The 17,946-nt window shown below is 45.4% G+C and carries 15 protein-coding genes; 9 read left to right on the forward strand and 6 right to left on the reverse strand.

What is annotated here, in order from left to right:
- Positions 1 to 2 precede the first annotated feature (2 nt).
- From holB to ACHUFZ_RS15210, 4 genes are all read left to right on the forward strand, one after another.
- Positions 3 to 965 carry a DNA polymerase III subunit delta' gene (holB, locus tag ACHUFZ_RS15195; RefSeq protein WP_394127803.1) on the forward strand — a complete coding sequence of 321 codons (963 nt, stop codon included), beginning with the start codon at positions 3 to 5 and terminating at the stop codon, positions 963 to 965.
- On the forward strand, positions 956 to 1,723 hold the full coding sequence (locus ACHUFZ_RS15200; RefSeq protein WP_394127804.1) for a TatD family hydrolase: 768 nt from the start codon (positions 956 to 958) through the stop codon (positions 1,721 to 1,723). Before holB ends, ACHUFZ_RS15200 begins: the two co-directional genes overlap by 10 nt.
- Positions 1,724 to 2,168: 445 nt before the next feature.
- The gene (ptsG, locus tag ACHUFZ_RS15205) at positions 2,169 to 3,599 is read left to right on the forward strand and encodes a PTS glucose transporter subunit IIBC (RefSeq protein WP_134833895.1); all 1,431 of its coding nucleotides are present in this window, start codon (positions 2,169 to 2,171) and stop codon (positions 3,597 to 3,599) included.
- 177 nt (positions 3,600 to 3,776) lie between these two features.
- Complete coding sequence (locus ACHUFZ_RS15210) at positions 3,777 to 4,199, forward strand: hypothetical protein (RefSeq protein WP_394127805.1); 423 nt, start codon at positions 3,777 to 3,779, stop codon at positions 4,197 to 4,199.
- 63 nt (positions 4,200 to 4,262) lie between these two features.
- On the opposite strand, the gene ACHUFZ_RS15215 is transcribed toward ACHUFZ_RS15210, so the two are convergent.
- Complete coding sequence (locus ACHUFZ_RS15215) at positions 4,263 to 4,856, reverse strand: outer membrane protein (protein ID WP_394127806.1); 594 nt, start codon at positions 4,854 to 4,856, stop codon at positions 4,263 to 4,265.
- Between the two features lie 129 nt (positions 4,857 to 4,985).
- Between ACHUFZ_RS15215 and cydH the strand changes: the two genes are divergently transcribed.
- Complete coding sequence (gene cydH, locus ACHUFZ_RS15220; RefSeq protein ID WP_134833892.1) at positions 4,986 to 5,078, forward strand: cytochrome bd-I oxidase subunit CydH; 93 nt, start codon at positions 4,986 to 4,988, stop codon at positions 5,076 to 5,078.
- 7 nt (positions 5,079 to 5,085) lie between these two features.
- On the forward strand, positions 5,086 to 6,243 hold the full coding sequence (locus ACHUFZ_RS15225; RefSeq protein WP_134833891.1) for a patatin-like phospholipase family protein: 1,158 nt from the start codon (positions 5,086 to 5,088) through the stop codon (positions 6,241 to 6,243).
- 31 nt (positions 6,244 to 6,274) lie between these two features.
- Here ACHUFZ_RS15225 and pyk read toward each other — a convergent pair whose 3' ends face one another.
- On the reverse strand, positions 6,275 to 7,717 hold the full coding sequence (gene pyk / locus ACHUFZ_RS15230; RefSeq protein WP_134833890.1) for a pyruvate kinase: 1,443 nt from the start codon (positions 7,715 to 7,717) through the stop codon (positions 6,275 to 6,277).
- A gap of 321 nt (positions 7,718 to 8,038) precedes the next feature.
- Between pyk and mlc the strand changes: the two genes are divergently transcribed.
- Complete coding sequence (gene mlc, locus ACHUFZ_RS15235) at positions 8,039 to 9,256, forward strand: sugar metabolism global transcriptional regulator Mlc (RefSeq protein ID WP_394127807.1); 1,218 nt, start codon at positions 8,039 to 8,041, stop codon at positions 9,254 to 9,256.
- Between the two features lie 132 nt (positions 9,257 to 9,388).
- The gene (locus tag ACHUFZ_RS15240) at positions 9,389 to 10,336 is read left to right on the forward strand and encodes a chemotaxis protein CheV (protein ID WP_394127808.1); all 948 of its coding nucleotides are present in this window, start codon (positions 9,389 to 9,391) and stop codon (positions 10,334 to 10,336) included.
- A 288-nt stretch (positions 10,337 to 10,624) separates the two neighbouring features.
- Here ACHUFZ_RS15240 and ACHUFZ_RS15245 read toward each other — a convergent pair whose 3' ends face one another.
- The 4 genes from ACHUFZ_RS15245 to ACHUFZ_RS15260 all read right to left on the reverse strand — a co-directional run bounded on the left by ACHUFZ_RS15245 (position 10,625) and on the right by ACHUFZ_RS15260 (position 16,682).
- Positions 10,625 to 13,696: an error-prone DNA polymerase gene (locus ACHUFZ_RS15245; protein WP_394127809.1), complete on the reverse strand. Its 3,072-nt coding sequence runs from the start codon at positions 13,694 to 13,696 to the stop codon at positions 10,625 to 10,627.
- A 13-nt stretch (positions 13,697 to 13,709) separates the two neighbouring features.
- Complete coding sequence (locus ACHUFZ_RS15250; RefSeq protein WP_394127810.1) at positions 13,710 to 15,110, reverse strand: Y-family DNA polymerase; 1,401 nt, start codon at positions 15,108 to 15,110, stop codon at positions 13,710 to 13,712.
- A gap of 2 nt (positions 15,111 to 15,112) precedes the next feature.
- On the reverse strand, positions 15,113 to 15,790 hold the full coding sequence (gene imuA, locus ACHUFZ_RS15255; RefSeq protein ID WP_394127811.1) for a translesion DNA synthesis-associated protein ImuA: 678 nt from the start codon (positions 15,788 to 15,790) through the stop codon (positions 15,113 to 15,115).
- Between the two features lie 148 nt (positions 15,791 to 15,938).
- Positions 15,939 to 16,682: a YciK family oxidoreductase gene (locus tag ACHUFZ_RS15260; protein WP_394127812.1), complete on the reverse strand. Its 744-nt coding sequence runs from the start codon at positions 16,680 to 16,682 to the stop codon at positions 15,939 to 15,941.
- A gap of 89 nt (positions 16,683 to 16,771) precedes the next feature.
- On the opposite strand from ACHUFZ_RS15260, the gene sohB reads away from it, so the two are divergent.
- A complete protein-coding gene (gene sohB, locus ACHUFZ_RS15265; RefSeq protein WP_394127813.1) occupies positions 16,772 to 17,833 on the forward strand; it encodes a protease SohB in 1,062 nt (353 codons plus the stop codon).
- Positions 17,834 to 17,946: the final 113 nt, after the last annotated feature.

Here is a 17,946-nt window from a genome sequence, read left to right on the forward strand (position 1 = left end):
CTATGAATGAGCTATACCCTTGGTTAGTGCCTTTGTGGCAAGAGTGGCAAGCGAACTTGCAGTCGGATCGCTTCTCGAATGCATCGCTGCTGATTGCTGAAGAGGGCATGGGGGCGTCAGATCTTGTAGATGCGTTTAGCCAGGCTGTCATGTGTCAAAACTATCCGGCAGAGGCGTGTGGTTTTTGTCATGGCTGTCAGCTAATGAGTTCAGCGAGCCACCCTGATTTTCATATTATCAAGCCTGAGAAAGAAGGCAAAGCGATTACAGTAGAGCAGATTCGCCAATGTAATCGCATTGCTCAGGAGTCATCACAGTTATCCGGGATTCGATTGTTTGTCATTGAACCTGCGGAAGCCATGAATGAGTCAGCGGCTAATGCGTTGCTAAAGACGCTGGAAGAGCCATCATCGACTTGTATGTTCTTATTGGTCGCGCATCGAGCTAATGCTTTGTTGCCCACCATTACTAGTCGTTGTCAGCAGTGGCATTTAACGCCGCCTAATTCTGAAACGGTCGCACAGTGGCTCTCTTCTCAATATAGTGGCGAGGTACCTTTGTATGCGGCTCATATCAATGGCAATGCGCCTTTAGCTGCGCTCGATTTTATCCAACAAGATAAAGTCAGCCGTTATAGCTCGACTGAGAATGACTTTATTGCACTCTGTCAGCAGCAAGCAGATTCGGTTAAGTTAGCCAAAGAGTTAGCGGCAGATCCTCAAGAGTCGCTCAGTTGGTTGTGGTATTTATTGTCTGATGCGCAAAAGGTCCATTATGGGCTAGCCTTGCCATCTTTTGTGCCTGGGGCGGCAAAGTTGGCGCAAGTCTGTGACTATCCAAAGCTATACTCTCAATCGAAAGCGCTTTTAACACTGTTAGATCAGCTAAGATTACACACAGGGCTGAATGCGGAGCTTCTTATCCTAGATTGGTTATTTAAATTTTACGAGGAAACATGTTCGTAGATTCTCACTGTCATTTAGACAAATTGGACTATCAAGAGTTACACGAAGGTATTGCTGATGTTGTTGCCAAAGCGAAGGCGGCCAATGTCACGGACCTTTTATCTGTTGGTGTTACCTTAGATTCGTTTCCTAACATGATGGAGATGATTGAACCGTTTGATAACGTTTATGCTTCTTGTGGTGTGCATCCATTGGATGTAGAAAGTGATTTTGCATTAGACCGATTACATGAATATGCGGCTCATCCACGTGTTGTTGCTATCGGCGAGACAGGGCTAGATTACCACTACCAACCGGAAACAGCGGATTTACAGAAACTACGCTTCGAACAGCAAGTCGAGTTGGCAGTCAAGCTGAACAAACCATTGATCATTCATACGCGCAATGCTCGCCAAGATACATTAGATATCCTAAAAAATGGGGGCGCAGATAAATGTGGTGGCGTGATTCATTGCTTTACTGAAGATTTGCCTTTCGCTGAAGCAGCGATGGAGCTAGGTTTCTATATTTCAATCTCTGGTATCGTGACTTTCAGACAAGCGACAGAACTGAAAGAAGTGGTGAAAACATTACCGTTAGAGAGACTACTGATCGAGACTGATTCACCATACCTAGCACCTGTTCCTCACCGAGGCAAACAGAACCAGCCAGCTTATGTTGTCGAGGTCGCTTCCTACATTGCACAGCTAAAAGGGTGCTCGCTAGGAGAAGTTGGGCAGAAAACCAGCGAAAACTTTAGAAATCTTTTTTTAAGATGAAAAATTAAATTACAGTGAAAAAGGGGCCTCGGCCCCTTTTTTTTGTTATCAAACTCACGCGCAAGCGTTTAAATTGGCTTGTTCACTAAAAATGTTGAACTTGAGAGCATAAAAAGTACCTTTTGTAATTTTGTTACATAAAATAACAACCGTATCTATTTTATTTACCCATCGAAATTAATGCTTTCGTTGATTATTTTGTTATTAATCATGGCCTTATGCTCTTGTAATCCATTTCAAAACCAAGTTTGGATTGTGATCTATCTATTAGTTTGAAACTAAATTCCGTAACTCGCTAGAAAGTATCGTCACCCGCAATATATATTTAGAGCCAGAAATTATAGTGACATAAGTGGTTACATTTTTTCAGGGTGCTAACATTTAAGGCTACGGGGGTGTGCCGTTAGAGCCCAATAAATCTTATAAACTTTTCAGGAGCATAAACATGTTTAAGAACCTTTTTGCTAACCTGCAAAAAGTTGGTAAAGCTCTGATGCTACCAGTGTCGGTTTTACCAGTTGCAGGTATTTTACTAGGTGTCGGTGCTGCCGACCTAAGCTTCATTCCAGATATCGTTTCTAACCTAATGGAACAAGCGGGCGGTTCAGTATTCGGCCAAATGGCTCTATTATTCGCTGTAGGTGTTGCGCTTGGCTTCACTAACAACGATGGTGTAGCAGGTCTTGCTGCTATTGTTGGTTACGGCATCATGACGGCAACTCTAGGCGTTATGGCTGGCGTTATGGGTGTTGAAAAAATCGATACAGGTGTACTAGGTGGTATCCTTGTCGGTGGTGTTGCTGCTTGGGCATTCAACCGTTTCTTCAAAATTCAACTTCCAGAATACCTTGGCTTCTTCGCTGGTAAGCGTGCTGTGCCAATCATCACTGGTTTCTCAGCGATCGGTCTTGGTCTAGTTCTTTCTGTTGTATGGCCTCCAATTGGCGGCGCGATTGCAGCGTTTTCTGATTGGGCTGCTCACCAGAACCCACAGGTTGCATTCGGTATCTACGGCGTTATCGAGCGTTCTCTAATCCCATTCGGTCTACACCACGTTTGGAATGTACCATTCTTCTTTGAAGCAGGTACTTGTGTTAACGCTGCAGGCGAAACTCAAAACGGCGTTCTAACTTGTTACCTAGTTGCTGATGAAGCATCTCGTGCTGCTGGTAATGGCTTCGGTCAGCTAGCGGGTGGTTACATGTTCAAGATGTTCGGTCTACCAGCTGCTGCTATTGCTATCGCTCACTCTGCTAAGCCAGAAAACCGCGCGAAAGTAATGGGTATCATGGCATCTGCTGCACTGACTTCATTCCTAACAGGTATCACTGAGCCAATCGAATTCTCATTCCTATTCGTTGCTCCTTTACTTTACGGTATCCACGCTCTACTAGCTGGTTCTGCTTACGTTGTTGCAAATACTCTAGGCTTTGTTCACGGTACTTCATTCTCACACGGTCTAATCGACTTCCTAGTTCTTTCTGGTAACTCTCAGAAGATGGGTCTGATGGTAGTGACTGGTCTTGTTTACGCTGCAATCTACTACGTAGTATTCCGCACAGTAATCAAAGCTATGGACCTTAAGACTCCTGGTCGTGAAGATGAAACTGAAGAAGCAGTAACAACTTCTGGTTCAGACATGGCAGGTGAGCTAGTTGCAGCATTCGGCGGCAAAGCAAACATCACTGGTCTAGACGCATGTATCACTCGTCTACGTGTAGCAGTTGCAGATACTGAAGCTGTTAACCAAGACAAACTAAAACAACTAGGCGCAGCTGGCGTAGTAGTTGTAGCAGGTGGTGTTCAGGCTATCTTCGGTACTAAGTCTGACAACCTGAAAACAGAAATGGATGAGTGGATCCGTAACCACGGTTAATCACTTTTTCATCTAATTGACAAAAGGAGGCTTCGGCCTCCTTTTTTGTTTTCATAGCGTTCGGCTCTGAGTTCTGGCTTTGTCATTCCCATTCGTTTTCACTTTTCTCTGACATCCTTTTCTTACATGCTTGGATAATTGTACGCTGTTTTATTTTGTGTATAGGAAAAGCCTAATATGAAAAACTCAGGTCTACTACTCGGTGCTACGGTTTTGGTTACAGCAGCAAGCTCGTTAGCATATGCAGAAGAACCGCAGTCGACGAAAGTTGCGGTGGGGATGGCAATCGATCAGGAACTCAGCGCGGTGTTAGAGCTTGATGATACCTATCGCTTTACTCTAGGCAATGATGGTGCTGCGTTTGACTACATTCTGAAAAGAGGGCGATTTGATGCCAATACTCCGGTTTCTTGGTATGTGGGTGTTGGTGGCTGGAGTGAGTGGGATCACAAAGAGTTCGGTGCTCGTGTGCCACTAGGGTTGAAGTGGGATATTAGCAAGGGTTGGGAGATGTATGGACAGGTACATCCTGAACTCAACCTATACACAGGACCTGAACTGCAAATAGGCGGTGCGTTAGGTATCAAATATTCATTCTAGCCAAGTTGCCCAATGGGAAGAGGGCCAATTGATTTGGCCCTTTCTTATTCTTTTGACAAACGATTAAAAAGACCAAGTGAGTCCGAGATTCGCTGAGAACTGATTCATCCAATCGGTCTTGAACTTAACCACACAAGAGCTATCGCCACCCGCAGGCAGATTACACACGCCACTGGTTTCATTGTCGACCACAGTTCCTAACCAGCGCAACTGAGAATTGAGTGCTAGCGAGTCACTGAATTGATACTCAAAGCCACCAAAGATACTGGCTGAAAATCCCCATTCATCCTTGACCCAGTCAGCATCGACATATGAAGCCCCCAGCCCAACGCCTAAGTAGGACTGCCATTTATCTTGTACTGGGTAATAGATGCTACTTTGAATGTGTAGATAGTGGATTGAAGAGTTTAGATTCACGTCTTCCACCTCTGAGCGTTGATTCGCGTAAAACAGCCCCATTCGTCCTTTGTCGACATCGGTTTCCAATGATAGCGCATAGCTTTCTGAAGCCTTCAAATCGAGCTCATTCTGGTTCTGGTCTTCGACACTTCCTCCAAAGGTATAGCCTAGCCAAGGGGACAAGTAAGTATCGGCTTGAGCCAGAGGGCTAACACCTGCAATCAAGATCGGAAAACATAATCGGGAGATGATATTCATTTTTTGCCCTTTTCTACGTTTGGAAAGCTAAGTGTGACGCTAACGCCATAATTCCGCACGAAAAATGCGTATTAATTGAAGATACCTCACACTGATGTTATTACTTTGTTAAACAACGAGGAGGTGTCTATGGAACACAATCTAAAATATGCCCTACTGATTACGGCTGCCGCTTTCGCAGTTATTCTTGGATATGCCTTGATTGCAATAACGACTGCCTAGGGATGCCATGAAAAATTGCGGTGTCGTAACGAATACCGCTGTACAGTTTGATGCTGAACGACTAAAAAAATACACTGGCGGTAAAAATGCTCTGGTCGCACAAGGTGGTGGCCAACGGGGGATTTTTACTTCCGGTGTGCTTGATGCCTTTCTTCTTTCCAACTTCGATCCCTTCCACTCTTTCTACGGTACTTCCGCCGGTGCGATGAATCTATGTGGATTCCTTTGCCGCCAGAAAGGTATTGGTCGCTCGTTTATTCTCGAACTCACTACTGACTCAGAGTTCTTTAACCTATTTCGTTATATCCGCCGTAAGCAATATATGGACATGGATTGGGCACTAGAAAAAATTTGCGATTACCCCTATCGGTTAGACATTGATATGGGACGTAAGATTTTGTCTGGCCGAGAGGCGTATGCTGCAGTGACCGATACCAATCGTTTATCCGATCACTACCTACCGATGTTACAAGATGACTGGAGGCGAGTGCTTCTTGCCACTTGCGCTATTCCTCGGCTTTACCCTGAACCTATTTTGTTCCCTCATGGTGAATATGTCGATGGCGGTGTATCGGCGTCAATTCCTGTGCAAGAAGCTTGGCGCAAAGAAGCACGTTGTATTGTGGTGATCAGAACGGAGGGGGAGGACCTAATTACTGATACAGAAGAGGTCAACCAAGAGCCCTCAGTCGAGTGGTTGCGTGATTCGTTCAATGTTATCCAAGGGCATTGGCAAGATAAACTGGGTCAGTGGAAACAAGACTGGAGTAGCTTTTTTAACGAGCAAGTTGAGCGCTCTCGTCTAGAGAAAAGCGAACATACCCATCTTGAACTACTCAATGGCGGTCGTTGGCTTTTTGGCGCCGATGATATTTATCGATTGAGTCATCTTCTTGGTGATAAGTTTGATTCTGGATTAGCGGATATGCTGATGGTGCACTATCAGACCTATTCATTAACGCAGGACTTTTTACATTCTCCGCCAGACGATTGCTTTATCGTCCAAATCAAACCGGATCAACCGCTGAAATCAACGTCGTTGATGAGTGAGAGGGAAGATTTGCTGCATGATTATCAAGTGGGATTAGACGCTGGTTTCCGCTTCGTGGAGTCGTTTTCGCAATGTCTTGCCAAACCAACCTTTGAATTGAAGTGTGGGGAGTAAACATCTCCCCACATGATTGATTTACTTTGCGTTAGGCAGCAACAATACGCATGCAGTTGGTTGAACCAACAACGTCCATCACGTCACCTTGGGTGATAATGACTAAGTCACCTTCATCTAACAGGCCGCGCTCTCTCAGCGTTCCGACTGCAGCTTGTGCAATCTCTAACCCAGTATCCCCTTTATCATCAAAGTAGACCGGGAACACACCACGGTAGAGGGCAGATAGATTAAGGGTTCGCTCGTTTCGCGATAGCGCAAAAATGGGTAGGCCCGAGCTTAAGCGTGACATCATAAGTGCCGTTCGGCCTGATTCCGTCAGGGTAACAATGCCTTTGACGCCACGCATGTGGTTGGCTGCAAACATGGTAGACATCGCAATTGTCTCTTCACCGGTTTCAAACACTGAATCCATGCGGTAGCCAGAGCGGTTAATCGACGACATTTTTTCAGCACCGACACACACCTCTGCCATAGAGCAAACGGTTTCTAATGGGTATTTACCTGCTGCCGTTTCACCAGAAAGCATTACCGCATCGGTACCGTCGAGAACTGCGTTTGCCACGTCCATAACCTCAGCACGAGTCGGCATTGGGTTTTCCATCATCGATTCCATCATTTGAGTGGCAGTAATGACAGTACGGTTCAATGCACGCGCTCGACGAATCAGTTGTTTTTGCACACCAATTAATTCTGGGTCACCAATTTCGACCCCTAGGTCCCCACGAGCCACCATAACGGCGTCTGAAGCAAGAATGATGTCATCTATGCTTTCTTCTGTTTCGACGGTCTCAGCGCGTTCTACCTTCGCTACAAGACGGGTTTGCAGTCCAGCATCAGTGGCAAGTCTACGGGCGTATTTCATATCTTCGCCATTCCTTGGGAATGAAACGGCTAAGTAATCGACTTTGATCTCTGCTGCTAACTTGATGTCATTTTTATCTTTTTCAGTCAGTGCTTCCGCAGATAGGCCACCGCCTTTCTTGTTGATGCCTTTATTGTTGGACAAAGGACCACCGATGATCACTTTAGTTCGAACTTGCGTACCGCTAACGGCCATTACTTGCAATTGAACACGGCCATCATCAAGTAGCAGTACATCGCCAGTGGAAACATCGTTTGGCAGTTCTTTGTAGTCTAAGCCAACAGCGTCTTTATCACCTTGGCCTGCTGGCAAGCTGCTATCTAGAGTGAAAATATCCCCTACGTTGAGTTGCACTTTGCCATCTTTGAAGGTCGATACGCGTATCTTAGGTCCTTGGAGGTCGCCTAAGATAGCGACATGAGTGCCGAGCTTGGCAGAAATATTGCGCACACGTGTTGCACGCTCACGGTGATCTTCTGCACTTCCATGTGAAAAGTTCATTCTTACAACGTTCACGCCAGCTTCTAAAATTGCTTCAAGTACGCCGGGTGCATCGGTAGAAGGTCCAAGAGTAGAAACAATTTTTGTTCTTCTTTGGATTGAGGTCATTCGGATCTCCTTGATCTGATTTTACCGCGAAGAAAACGATGCGGCTGATAAGTTGTTGTTCTCATCTCTAAATTTATAAGTATATACCTGCCGAGGAAGGGTGCTGATTATTTGCTCGTGTTCTCATTTGAAAGGTGATGAAAGACATATTTATTAATGCAAAAAAATAGAAGATTAAATGTGATAAATCCTTCGCTATTTGATTAGGTACACAAAGAATTATGTTTATACGTGACACTTGTCACGGCGATCTATCAAAGCTCTTCACAATTACTTCGCAAAGTAAAAAAATTACCAGGTTGTTGATATTCGGAGTGCTCTATGTACATGGCTCAACCTGGCCATATTGATCATATCAAGCAGGTCAATGCTGGCCGTGTATATAAACTCATTGATCAAAAAGGTCCCATTTCTCGAATCGATCTCTCTAAAAAGAGTGAGCTCGCACCTGCGAGTATTACCAAAATCACTCGTGAGCTCATCGAGGCCCACCTGATACACGAAACCACAGTCCAGGAAGCGACCAGTCGTGGGCGTCCTGCCGTTGGTCTACAGGTCAACAACGAAGGGTGGCAATTTCTTTCGATGCGTTTAGGACGTGGCTACTTGACGATTGCATTGCATGAGTTGGGTGGTGATGTACTTATCGATACTAAGATTGATATCCATGAAGTGGACCAAGACGATGTTCTTGCGCGATTGCTGCATGAAATCGATGAGTTTTTCCAAACTTATACTGAACAGTTAGATCGTGTAACAAGTATTGCGATCACGTTACCTGGCCTAGTGAACTCAGAGCAGGGTGTAGTGCTGCAGATGCCACACTACAACGTTGAGAACCTGCCACTTGGTCCTGAAATTTACAAAGCGACTGGGTTGCCTGTTTTTATCGCCAATGACACGCGAGCTTGGGCGTTGGCTGAAAAGCTATTTGGCCATTCGCAAGATAATGAAAACTCGGTGCTGATTTCCATTCACCATGGCTTGGGCGCTGGTATTGTGCTTGATGGTCGAGTATTACAAGGGCGCCACGGTAATATCGGTGAGCTTGGTCATATTCAAATCGACCCTCAAGGTAAGCTTTGTCATTGTGGCAATCGTGGCTGTCTTGAAACCGTTGCCAGCTCGCAAGCCATTCGTAGTGAAGTGACTGAGCGAATTGCCCAAGGTGAGACTTCTTGCCTTGCGGAAATTGAAGAAGTGTCGGTTGAAGATATTTGTGAAGCGGCAGCAAACGGCGATCCACTCGCGGTTGATGTGATTGAGAAGCTCGGACGTTATTTAGGTTCTGCGATTGCTATCGTTATTAACCTATTTAACCCAGAGAAAGTGCTGATTGGCGGAGCAATTAACCAAGCCAAAGAGGTTCTTTATCCGGCGATTCAAACTTGCATTGAAGAGCAGAGCTTACCTGTCTATCACCAAGATCTTGAATTGGTTGAGTCTCGTTTCTATAAACAAGCAACAATGCCAGGCGCTGCGCTGATCAAACAAGCGCTGTATGATGGTCTATTGTTGATGAAAGTGATTGAAGGCTAAGATCACAGATACTAGTCACTTACTGTTAAATTCTAAATAAACCCATATAATCTTGAGTGATGTATGGGTTTATTTTTATCTTAGCCTCTCTATAGGCTATTTTTACATTATCCACGTTTGGCGAGAAGTAGTATGTCTGGAGTATTAAATACAGTTGATCAGCGAACCAACCTTGTAGGTGAGAACCGCTTGGAGCTGTTGTTATTCAGTTTGAACAGCAGACAGATTTTTGCCATCAACGTTTTCAAAGTGCGTGAAGTGATTAAGGTTCCACCCTTAACCAAAATGCCGGGTTCCCATCACCATATCACCGGTGTGGCGTCATTGCGTGGCGTTTCTGTGCCTGTGATTGATCTTCGTGCAGCGATTGGCTTTCCTGCATCGCGCTTAGAAAACCAAGAAGAGAATCTCATCATTACCGAATACAACCGTACGGTGCAGGGCTTTTTGGTTGGTCAAGTTAGGAATATCGTCAATACCGCTTGGACGGAAATTCAACCACCACCAAAAACGGCGGGTAGAGCGAACTATCTGACGGCAATCACTCATGTCAAAGATGGTGATGGGCAGAGTATCGTTGAGATTATCGACGTTGAAAAAGTACTGGCGCAAATTATTGATTACGATATTTCGATTTCTGAAGGTGTGCTTGATCAAGAGTTAGTCGATGAAATGGTCGGGCGTAATGTTTTGATTGTTGATGATTCGTCAACGGCGCGCTCCCAGGTCCGCGGAACACTTTCTCAGCTTGGTTTAAACATCATTGAATGTCGTGATGGTCTAGAAGCTCTCAACTTACTTAAGTCATGGGCCGATGAAGGCAAAAATGTGGTTAGTGAGCTGCTACTGATGATCACCGATGCTGAAATGCCAGAGATGGATGGTTATAAGCTTACCCATGAGATCCGTACCGATCCTCGCATGAAGGATCTGTATGTCACTTTGAATACATCCCTCAGTGGTAGCTTTAATGACGCTATGGTTAAAAAGGTCGGCTGTGATCGCTTTATTTCCAAGTTCCAACCAGACTTATTGGTTGAAGTAGCCCAAGAACGACTGCGACAAGTATTAAATAAATAGTTTGTCGTACTGTTTATGTGGCGTGACCATGCTTTGGTAAAATGCTATATTTTTTGAGTTATTTTGTTAATCAAAATGATGTAACTATCAATGTAACTTTTCATCAGACTCTTAAGGTAGTTCTTATTCATGATATGGCTTTCTTCTAAGGTTGTTATGACCTTATGTATGCTGCTGTATAGGGAATATAAGAAAAGAAGTATGGACGCTGACGACAAGTTTTAGTTTGTCAAAGTAACACCAAAAAGGGAGCCTTGGCTCCCTTTTTATTTTCTTACTGTTGAAACGTTAATGGAAATCCCTCGATTTACTATGTAGCCCTTGCAGCTTATCGGTCATGTCGATCAAGCGTCCTGCAATGACATGATGAACCTCGCCTTCTTTTTCCAAAATGCCTTTTACTTGCAGTATTTTCGCGGTTAAGTAAGCGGATTTTTGTGCTCTCGCGGTGGCTTTCCAAACTACGACATTAATGTTGCCCGTATCATCTTCTAAAGTGAAGAAGGTAACACCAGCGGCTGTGCCTGGTGATTGTTTTCCGGTCACGACTCCTGTCACGGTGACTAGTGATTGGTGCTCCTTATTTTTTAGCTCTTGCATACGAGTAAAGCGCCCGAGTACGCCTGCGTCATCAAGTAGAGCAATAGGGTGCTTAGCAAGAGAAAGTCTGGTCGATGCATAATCTTCAAGCAATGTTTGGCTTTCTGTTGGCGTACCAATAAGTGGCGTAGTGTCATCTTGGGTATCTTGAAATAGCGGCAAGTCAGAGAGTGAGTCCATCATTGCCCAGCGGGTTTGGTAACGGTTGTGGCTCAGCGTGTGCATGGCATTGGCGGAGGCAAGTAGTTCGACATCTCGACGGTTTAAACCAATATGTTTGATTTGGCCTGAATGCGTAAAGCCGCTTTTGGCTCTGGCATGGATTAGTTGCTTGGCACTTTGCTGACTAAACCCTTTGATCTGCCGAAACCCTAAGCGAATTGCCAAACCACCTTGATGAGAGACCATCTGGTGGTCATAGAGCGATGCATTCACGCAAATAGGTAAGATTACTACCTTATGACGACGAGCATCTTGTACCAGCTGTGAGGCGCTATAAAAGCCCATTGGTAGGCTGTTGAGTAAAGAAGTATAGAAAGCTTCGGGATGGTAGTGCTTCAACCATGCTGAACAATAAGCGAGAACAGCAAAGGAGGCCGAATGACTTTCAGGGAAACCATATTCACCAAAGCCGAGAATTTGATCAAAGATTCGCTCGGCGAACTCTAGTTGATAACCTCGACTTAGCATGCCTTCGATAAGCTTGGTTTTAAACTTGATGAGGTCACCACTCTTCTTCCAAGCCGCCATGGCTCGCCTTAGCTGATCGGCTTCACCACCACTAAAGCCAGCGGCAACCATAGCAATTTTAATCACCTGCTCTTGGAAAATAGGCACGCCAAGCGTGCGCTCTAAGACACTGCGCACTTCTTCTGATGGATAGTCGATTTGCTCTTCACCATTTCTACGTTTGAGGAAAGGGTGAACCATATCGCCTTGGATTGGCCCCGGTCTGACAATCGCGATTTGAATGACTAAGTCATAGTAAGTCGCAGGTTTCAGTCGTGGCAGCATGCTCATTTGGGCACGTGACTCGATCTGAAATACGCCAACGGTATCTGCTCGCTGAATCATTTGATAGACATTAGTGTCGTCTTGGCGGCGAGTAATGTTTGCGATACTGAGCGTTTGCTGGTGGAATTTTTCTACCAAATCAAAGCACTTCCTAATGGCAGACAGCATGCCGAGCGCAAGGACATCAACCTTAAGCAGTTTGAGCGATTCTAAGTCGTCCTTATCCCATTGGATAACAGTGCGATCAGGCATCGACGCATTCTCAACCGGAACCAGTTCATACAATGGTCCCGCCGCGATGATAAAGCCGCCAACATGTTGAGACAGGTGGCGTGGAAAGCCGAGAATCTCGTTGACCAAGGTAATGAACTGTTCACCTTTGAGCGAGTCTGGTTGCAGGCCGAGCTCAACAATCTGCGCTTGCCAGCCTTGAGCTCTGTCTCGACGGTTGACGTTTTTAATAAAGTAATCGAGCTGACTTTCTTCGATACCGAGTGCTTTACCGACATCTCGTACCGCGCTTTTAAAGCGGTAAGAGATAACCGTGGCCGCAAGCGCAGCACGTTCGCGGCCATATTTTTGGTAAATGTATTGAATAACTTCTTCACGTCGCTCGTGTTCAAAATCGACATCAATGTCGGGTGGCTCATCACGCTCTTTACTGATGAAACGCTCGAATAATACCGAGATTTGTCTTGGATCTACTGAAGTGATTTCTAAGCAGTAGCAGACAACCGAGTTCGCTGCCGAACCTCGTCCTTGGTAGAGGATATGACTGCGCTTGGCAAACATTACGATGTCGTGAATGGTCAAAAAATAAAACGGGTAGTTAAGTTCGTCGATTAAACAGAGCTCTTTATCAATGGTTTGTTGGATGTCATCAGGCACACCTTCAGGAAAGCGCAGCGTTTTACCTTTTTCGACCAATTGTCGGAGGTAACTCATAGGCGAATAGCCGTCAGGAACCAACTCGCTTGGGTATTCATATTGAAGGTCAGCTAAGCTAAAGCTGCATCGTTGGGCGATGGCGACACTTTCGGCTAACCATTCTGGCTTAAACAGTTTGCTGAGTTTTTCTTGGCTGCGCAGGCTTCTTTCGGTGTTGGTCAGTAATTGCTCGCCTAGTTCGCTCACGCTGCAGCCGTGTTTGATGGCACACAGCGTATGCTGCAAGGGCAGGCGTGTGGCCGTGTGCATCAGTACGCCACCGCAGGCAGTGGTAGGCAAGTGTATTTCATCGGCGAGTTGCTGGCAGTATTCGAGGTATTGTTTGTCATCGCAGGATAGGTGACGTTGCACCGCAAGCCACAACCGGTGCTGATGGTGCTGAGTAAGCCAGCGCCCCCATTTATTGTCACTAGGCTTGTGGCAAGGTAGCCACAGAACTAAGCAGTGACGAATCGACATCAAATCCCACTCAGAAAGTTGGTACTTTCCTTTTTCCGAGCGTCTTCTGGCATTGGTTATGATACGGCATAGCTCCGCATAGGCGTCGCGGCTAGGGCACAGTAGCACGACTTGGCATTCATCATTGAGCCAAAACATGCTGCCAATAATCAGTTTGATATTGAGCTGTTGATTTTTGATTGTGCTGTAAGCCCTCACGACACCGGCCACAGAGCATTCATCGGTGATAGCTAGTGAGTGATAGCGGAGAAAATCCGCCTGTAAGATCAGTTCCTGCGCATGAGAGGCTCCGGTTAGAAAGGAAAAGTTGCTCTGACAGAAAAGTTCAGCGTAAGCCATAGCATTACCTTGATTAACTAAATAGACCGTGGGTAAACCACTGCCTATCTTGGTTACGAAACACCCATAGCCAGCGTCCTTGGTCGCTACGTGCAACAAAGTAATCCCGAGTCATGTCATCACCATCCCACCATCCAGTGACAAAACGTTCTGGACCTTGAATCAGCGATACTTTTTCCGATAAAAGCTCTGGTGTAGGCAGCATAAAGTTAGGTCGTAGCTTATTGCTCGTCACTTTATTTGGTATCGGCAGAGTCGGATCGCAGAGAAAGGTGGATTTTTCTGGGCGAGGATCGTGACTGTGCACCGTTTTTCGTACCTGCTCTTTGCCTAACTTCGCTTGCAGAAGACCGATTAATTCCATCTCAGTTTGTTCACCTTGAAAACCTTTAAACAGGTCTGCGCTGGTGGATTCAAGCTCGCCACAGCGGATTAAGCGCAGTGTTAAGCCTTGAACGGGAGCTTCCAGCTGTAAAGATTCCATCGTGAGCTGGCACAGCACCATCCAACGCTTGGCAAAGTAATCGCCACTGGCCGAATAAAAGTGAACGGAGCAGGCTTGTTTATCACGTTGGTGCAACACAAGTTCAAGCTCATAACCGACTTGGTTGCGTAAGGTTAAGAACATCTCTAGTTTTTTAAGCAGCTTAGATAACGGTTTTTCCAGCCACTGGATGTTCTCGATATCAAACAGTAGCTCTTGATAGTTCTCGAACTGCTCTGGTGGGTGATAGAAATCAATCGGGTGCTTAAATTGTCCCATTAGTCGGCCGATGTAATTGACTAAATCAATATCGAAGCGGCGTGCCAGCTCTTGCATCGGTATGTCCAGTAACTCACGTAAAGTTGCCACTCCGACTCTTTGTAATTTCTCGACTTTGTTCATCTCTAGCTCGGTGGCTTGGAGTGAGAAAGGCTTGAGAGCACCAACAATCACCTGTTTATCTAGCGTTAATAGCTGTGTATTCGCTTTCGCCAGTAACATCGCCGAAAAAGGAGAGAAACCAATCGAGAATTGATAGTGAAAGTCGAGCTGGTTTAAATGCTCGGACACACGCTGCCAATAGCGTTCTAATCCGCCATAGAGAGAAAGCATATTGGTCACTTTAAGCAGTATACCTTGGGGTGGAGTCAGACAGATATCAGACGTCACCATATACAGCCATTGAGCGATGCTCATCAAGGCTTGCTGCTCTACATCTTCATCATAAGGGTGGACTTGCAGCTGGTGACAGAGTGCACTGGCTGTCCCTAAACCCATACCGATCTCTATGCCTTGCTCATGGGCGGTCATATTGTGCTGTACGACCTTAAATCGTTTAGATTCAACGATCGCTAAGGGTAGGGCGGTGTGTTCTGAAAACAGACCGTCTAATTGTAAGCTTGGAAAGTGAAGATATATCCAGCTCTGCATGTTTAACCTTGCTGTCTGATCGGGAACGGAATCACCACTGGCGGTTTTGGCTGTAGCGTCAGGCTTGGCCAGTGAGATGACATATCAATAATGAAGCTGCCTTGTGGCCACCCACCTTTTCTTTTGGTGATAGTGACTTCCAGACCTGATGGATGAGGGGTTAACCGCATGCTCAGGTTTACGGGTAAAGAGAAAACGTGTTTGTTCTCGGTTTTAAACAAAAAGTGGACGGCATTGCCGCGCTCACTTGCAACCTGTAAACGCCTAGCTTGGTGGACTTCAAGGCTAGAGTGCCATAGCAATACATTACTACAGGTACCACTGCGTAAGCATTGCTCTGCAGCCCATAATGCTTCTTTCTCGTTTCTTGGGTAGACAAGTAAGACTTTATTGTTATCAATCCCTTCATTGCATAATTGCTCTGCGCAGAGATACCCTGGAGGCTGAATAAAAACCGACAAGCGCTCCTGACTGGTATTTTTTAGGTGTGGGATTAATAGACGCAGTTCGCCAATACTTGACGCACCTTGGAGCTCAACCACGCCGTGTTTAGGAAATCCCCCTTCTAGCTTTTGATCCAGAAGATCATAGCCTGTCGGGTAGTGGTCAGAATGCTCCGGAGTTTGCACTCCAGACCAAAGCCATTGTTTCTGTTTAAGGTTTTCGATTAATTCATACATAACAATTTACCTGTATATATATACAGTATAAATTATTATTAATTATCGGCAAGGGTGTGAGTGTTCGAATGGATAAAAAAACGCCCTGTGTTTCTACTTTGAAAACACAAGGCGTTGAATTTTATTTAGAAAGTATTCGAGTTAGCGATTACTTTTTTGGCTGAGCATCAATACACTCGCCATTGATTGCTTTACCTTCTGGTGCCATCAAGTATAGGTACAGTGGCATGATATCCAGTGGTGTTTTTAGCAGCTCGGCATCTTCTGCTGGGTACGCTTTGGCACGCATACCAGTACGTGTCGCACCTGGGTTAATCGCATTAACGCGGATAGTGGTGTCGCTGAGCTCATCAGCAAGGATCTGCATCATACCTTCTGTTGCGAACTTCGACATTGCGTAAGTGCCCCAGAATGCACGACCACTATGGCCTACAGTGGAAGAGGTAAAGACAATGCGAGCATCTTCAGACTTATGTAGCAGTGGTAAAACCGCTTGAGTCATCAAAAATTGCGCTTTTACGTTCACCTGCATGATGTCGTCAAAGGTATCTTCGCCAATTTGGTCAAATGGGCTGATCACACCGAGCAAACTTGCGTTGTGAAGTACGCCATCTAAGCGGCCGAACTGACCTCCAATGGTATCGACCATATCAAGGTAGTTTTGCTTCGTCGCGCCTTTCATATCAAGCGGAATAATCGCTGGCTGTGGGTAACCCGCAGCTTCAATTTCGTCGTAAGTTTGTTCCAGCTTTTTCACTGTACGACCAAGTAAAATCACAGTTGCGCCGTGCTGAGCATAAGAAAGAGCGGCTTGTTTACCAATACCCGCGCCCGCACCAGTTACCAGAATGACTTTACCCTTCAAGGCATCTGAAGAAACAGCATATTCCACGATGTGTATCCTTATTGTAATGATTTACTTTATGATTCCGTAAGATGGTGGTTACAATACACTAATTCGCACATTAGAGGATAATCACATTGGAATTTTTATTGGACTACGGGCTGTTTTTAGCCAAGATTGTGACTGTCGTAGTCGCAGTGATTGCGATTTTAGTTATAGCCAAAGCGGTTGGTGGTAAAAGCGGCGCAACGAAAGGTGAGTTAGAAATTACCAACTTAACTGAACAGCACAAGCATACCGTAGAGCAGTTAGAGCACCATCTGCATGATGAAGCCTTTATCAAAGCTCGTGATAAAGCAGAGAAAAAACAAGATAAAGAGAAAAACAAAACTCGCGAGAAAGAGATCAAGAAAGCGTCAAAAGAAGGCGATCTTGATAGCAAACGCGAACCACATCTGTTTGTTTTAGATTTTAAAGGCAGTATTGATGCCAAAGAAGTTACATCGCTACGTGAAGAAGTGACGGCGATTCTAGCAGTGGCTCGTGAAGGCGATGAAGTGTTGCTGCGCCTAGAGTCTGGCGGTGGTATGGTTCACGGCTATGGCCTAGCATCGTCTCAGCTTGATCGTCTTAAAGCGGCTAAGCTGCCATTGACTATCTCGGTAGATAAAGTTGCCGCAAGTGGCGGTTACATGATGGCGTGTATCGCAGACAAAATTGTCTCTGCTCCATTTGCCATCGTAGGTTCAATCGGTGTGATTGCTCAGCTACCAAACTTTAATAAAGTGCTTAAGAAGTATGATATTGAGTATGAGCAGTTAACGGCGGGTGAGTACAAACGTACTTTGACTATGTTCGGTGAAAATACGGATAAAGCGCGTGAGAAATTCAAGCACGAGCTGGAAGAAACGCATGGCTTGTTCAAAGACTTTATCCGCGAACGTCGCCCTGCACTTGAGCTAGATAAAGTGGCAACAGGTGAACACTGGTTTGGTACACAAGCGCATGAGCTCGGCTTGGTTGATGAGATCAAAACTTCAGACGATCTGGTTGTTGAAGCGTGTAAAGATAAAACCGTATTGGCTATTCACTATGTTGAGAAGAAAAAACTTACTTCCAAGCTTGCAGGTCTTGCGGGCGAAGCGGCTGACAATGTACTGATGAAACTTATCGACCGAGGTCAACGTCCAATTGTATAAATGGATGACCAATTAAATAACGCCCGCCATTTGGCGTAATGCCGATCGGTTTAGAGACTTGAATGATCCTCGGGACGTATGATAATCCCCACTAACAAAGTTAGTGGGGATTT

The organism is Vibrio hepatarius (assembly GCF_043642085.1).
Lineage (GTDB): Bacteria > Pseudomonadota > Gammaproteobacteria > Enterobacterales > Vibrionaceae > Vibrio > Vibrio hepatarius_C.

What these genes read in the sequence shown, in the direction of transcription:
- cydH (WP_134833892.1), top strand. Translation starts at nt 4,986, where the DNA reads ATGGAACACAATCTAAAATATGCCCTACTGATTACGGCTGCCGCTTTC.
- ACHUFZ_RS15210 (WP_394127805.1), top strand. Translation starts at nt 3,777, where the DNA reads ATGAAAAACTCAGGTCTACTACTCGGTGCTACGGTTTTGGTTACAGCA.
- ACHUFZ_RS15215 (WP_394127806.1), bottom strand. Translation starts at nt 4,856, where the DNA reads ATGAATATCATCTCCCGATTATGTTTTCCGATCTTGATTGCAGGTGTT.
- mlc (WP_394127807.1), top strand. Translation starts at nt 8,039, where the DNA reads ATGTACATGGCTCAACCTGGCCATATTGATCATATCAAGCAGGTCAAT.
- ptsG (WP_134833895.1), top strand. Translation starts at nt 2,169, where the DNA reads ATGTTTAAGAACCTTTTTGCTAACCTGCAAAAAGTTGGTAAAGCTCTG.
- ACHUFZ_RS15225 (WP_134833891.1), top strand. Translation starts at nt 5,086, where the DNA reads ATGAAAAATTGCGGTGTCGTAACGAATACCGCTGTACAGTTTGATGCT.
- ACHUFZ_RS15245 (WP_394127809.1), bottom strand. Translation starts at nt 13,696, where the DNA reads ATGGCTTACGCTGAACTTTTCTGTCAGAGCAACTTTTCCTTTCTAACC.
- holB (WP_394127803.1), top strand. Translation starts at nt 3, where the DNA reads ATGAATGAGCTATACCCTTGGTTAGTGCCTTTGTGGCAAGAGTGGCAA.
- ACHUFZ_RS15200 (WP_394127804.1), top strand. Translation starts at nt 956, where the DNA reads ATGTTCGTAGATTCTCACTGTCATTTAGACAAATTGGACTATCAAGAG.
- ACHUFZ_RS15240 (WP_394127808.1), top strand. Translation starts at nt 9,389, where the DNA reads ATGTCTGGAGTATTAAATACAGTTGATCAGCGAACCAACCTTGTAGGT.
- imuA (WP_394127811.1), bottom strand. Translation starts at nt 15,790, where the DNA reads ATGTATGAATTAATCGAAAACCTTAAACAGAAACAATGGCTTTGGTCT.
- ACHUFZ_RS15250 (WP_394127810.1), bottom strand. Translation starts at nt 15,110, where the DNA reads ATGCAGAGCTGGATATATCTTCACTTTCCAAGCTTACAATTAGACGGT.
- pyk (WP_134833890.1), bottom strand. Translation starts at nt 7,717, where the DNA reads ATGACCTCAATCCAAAGAAGAACAAAAATTGTTTCTACTCTTGGACCT.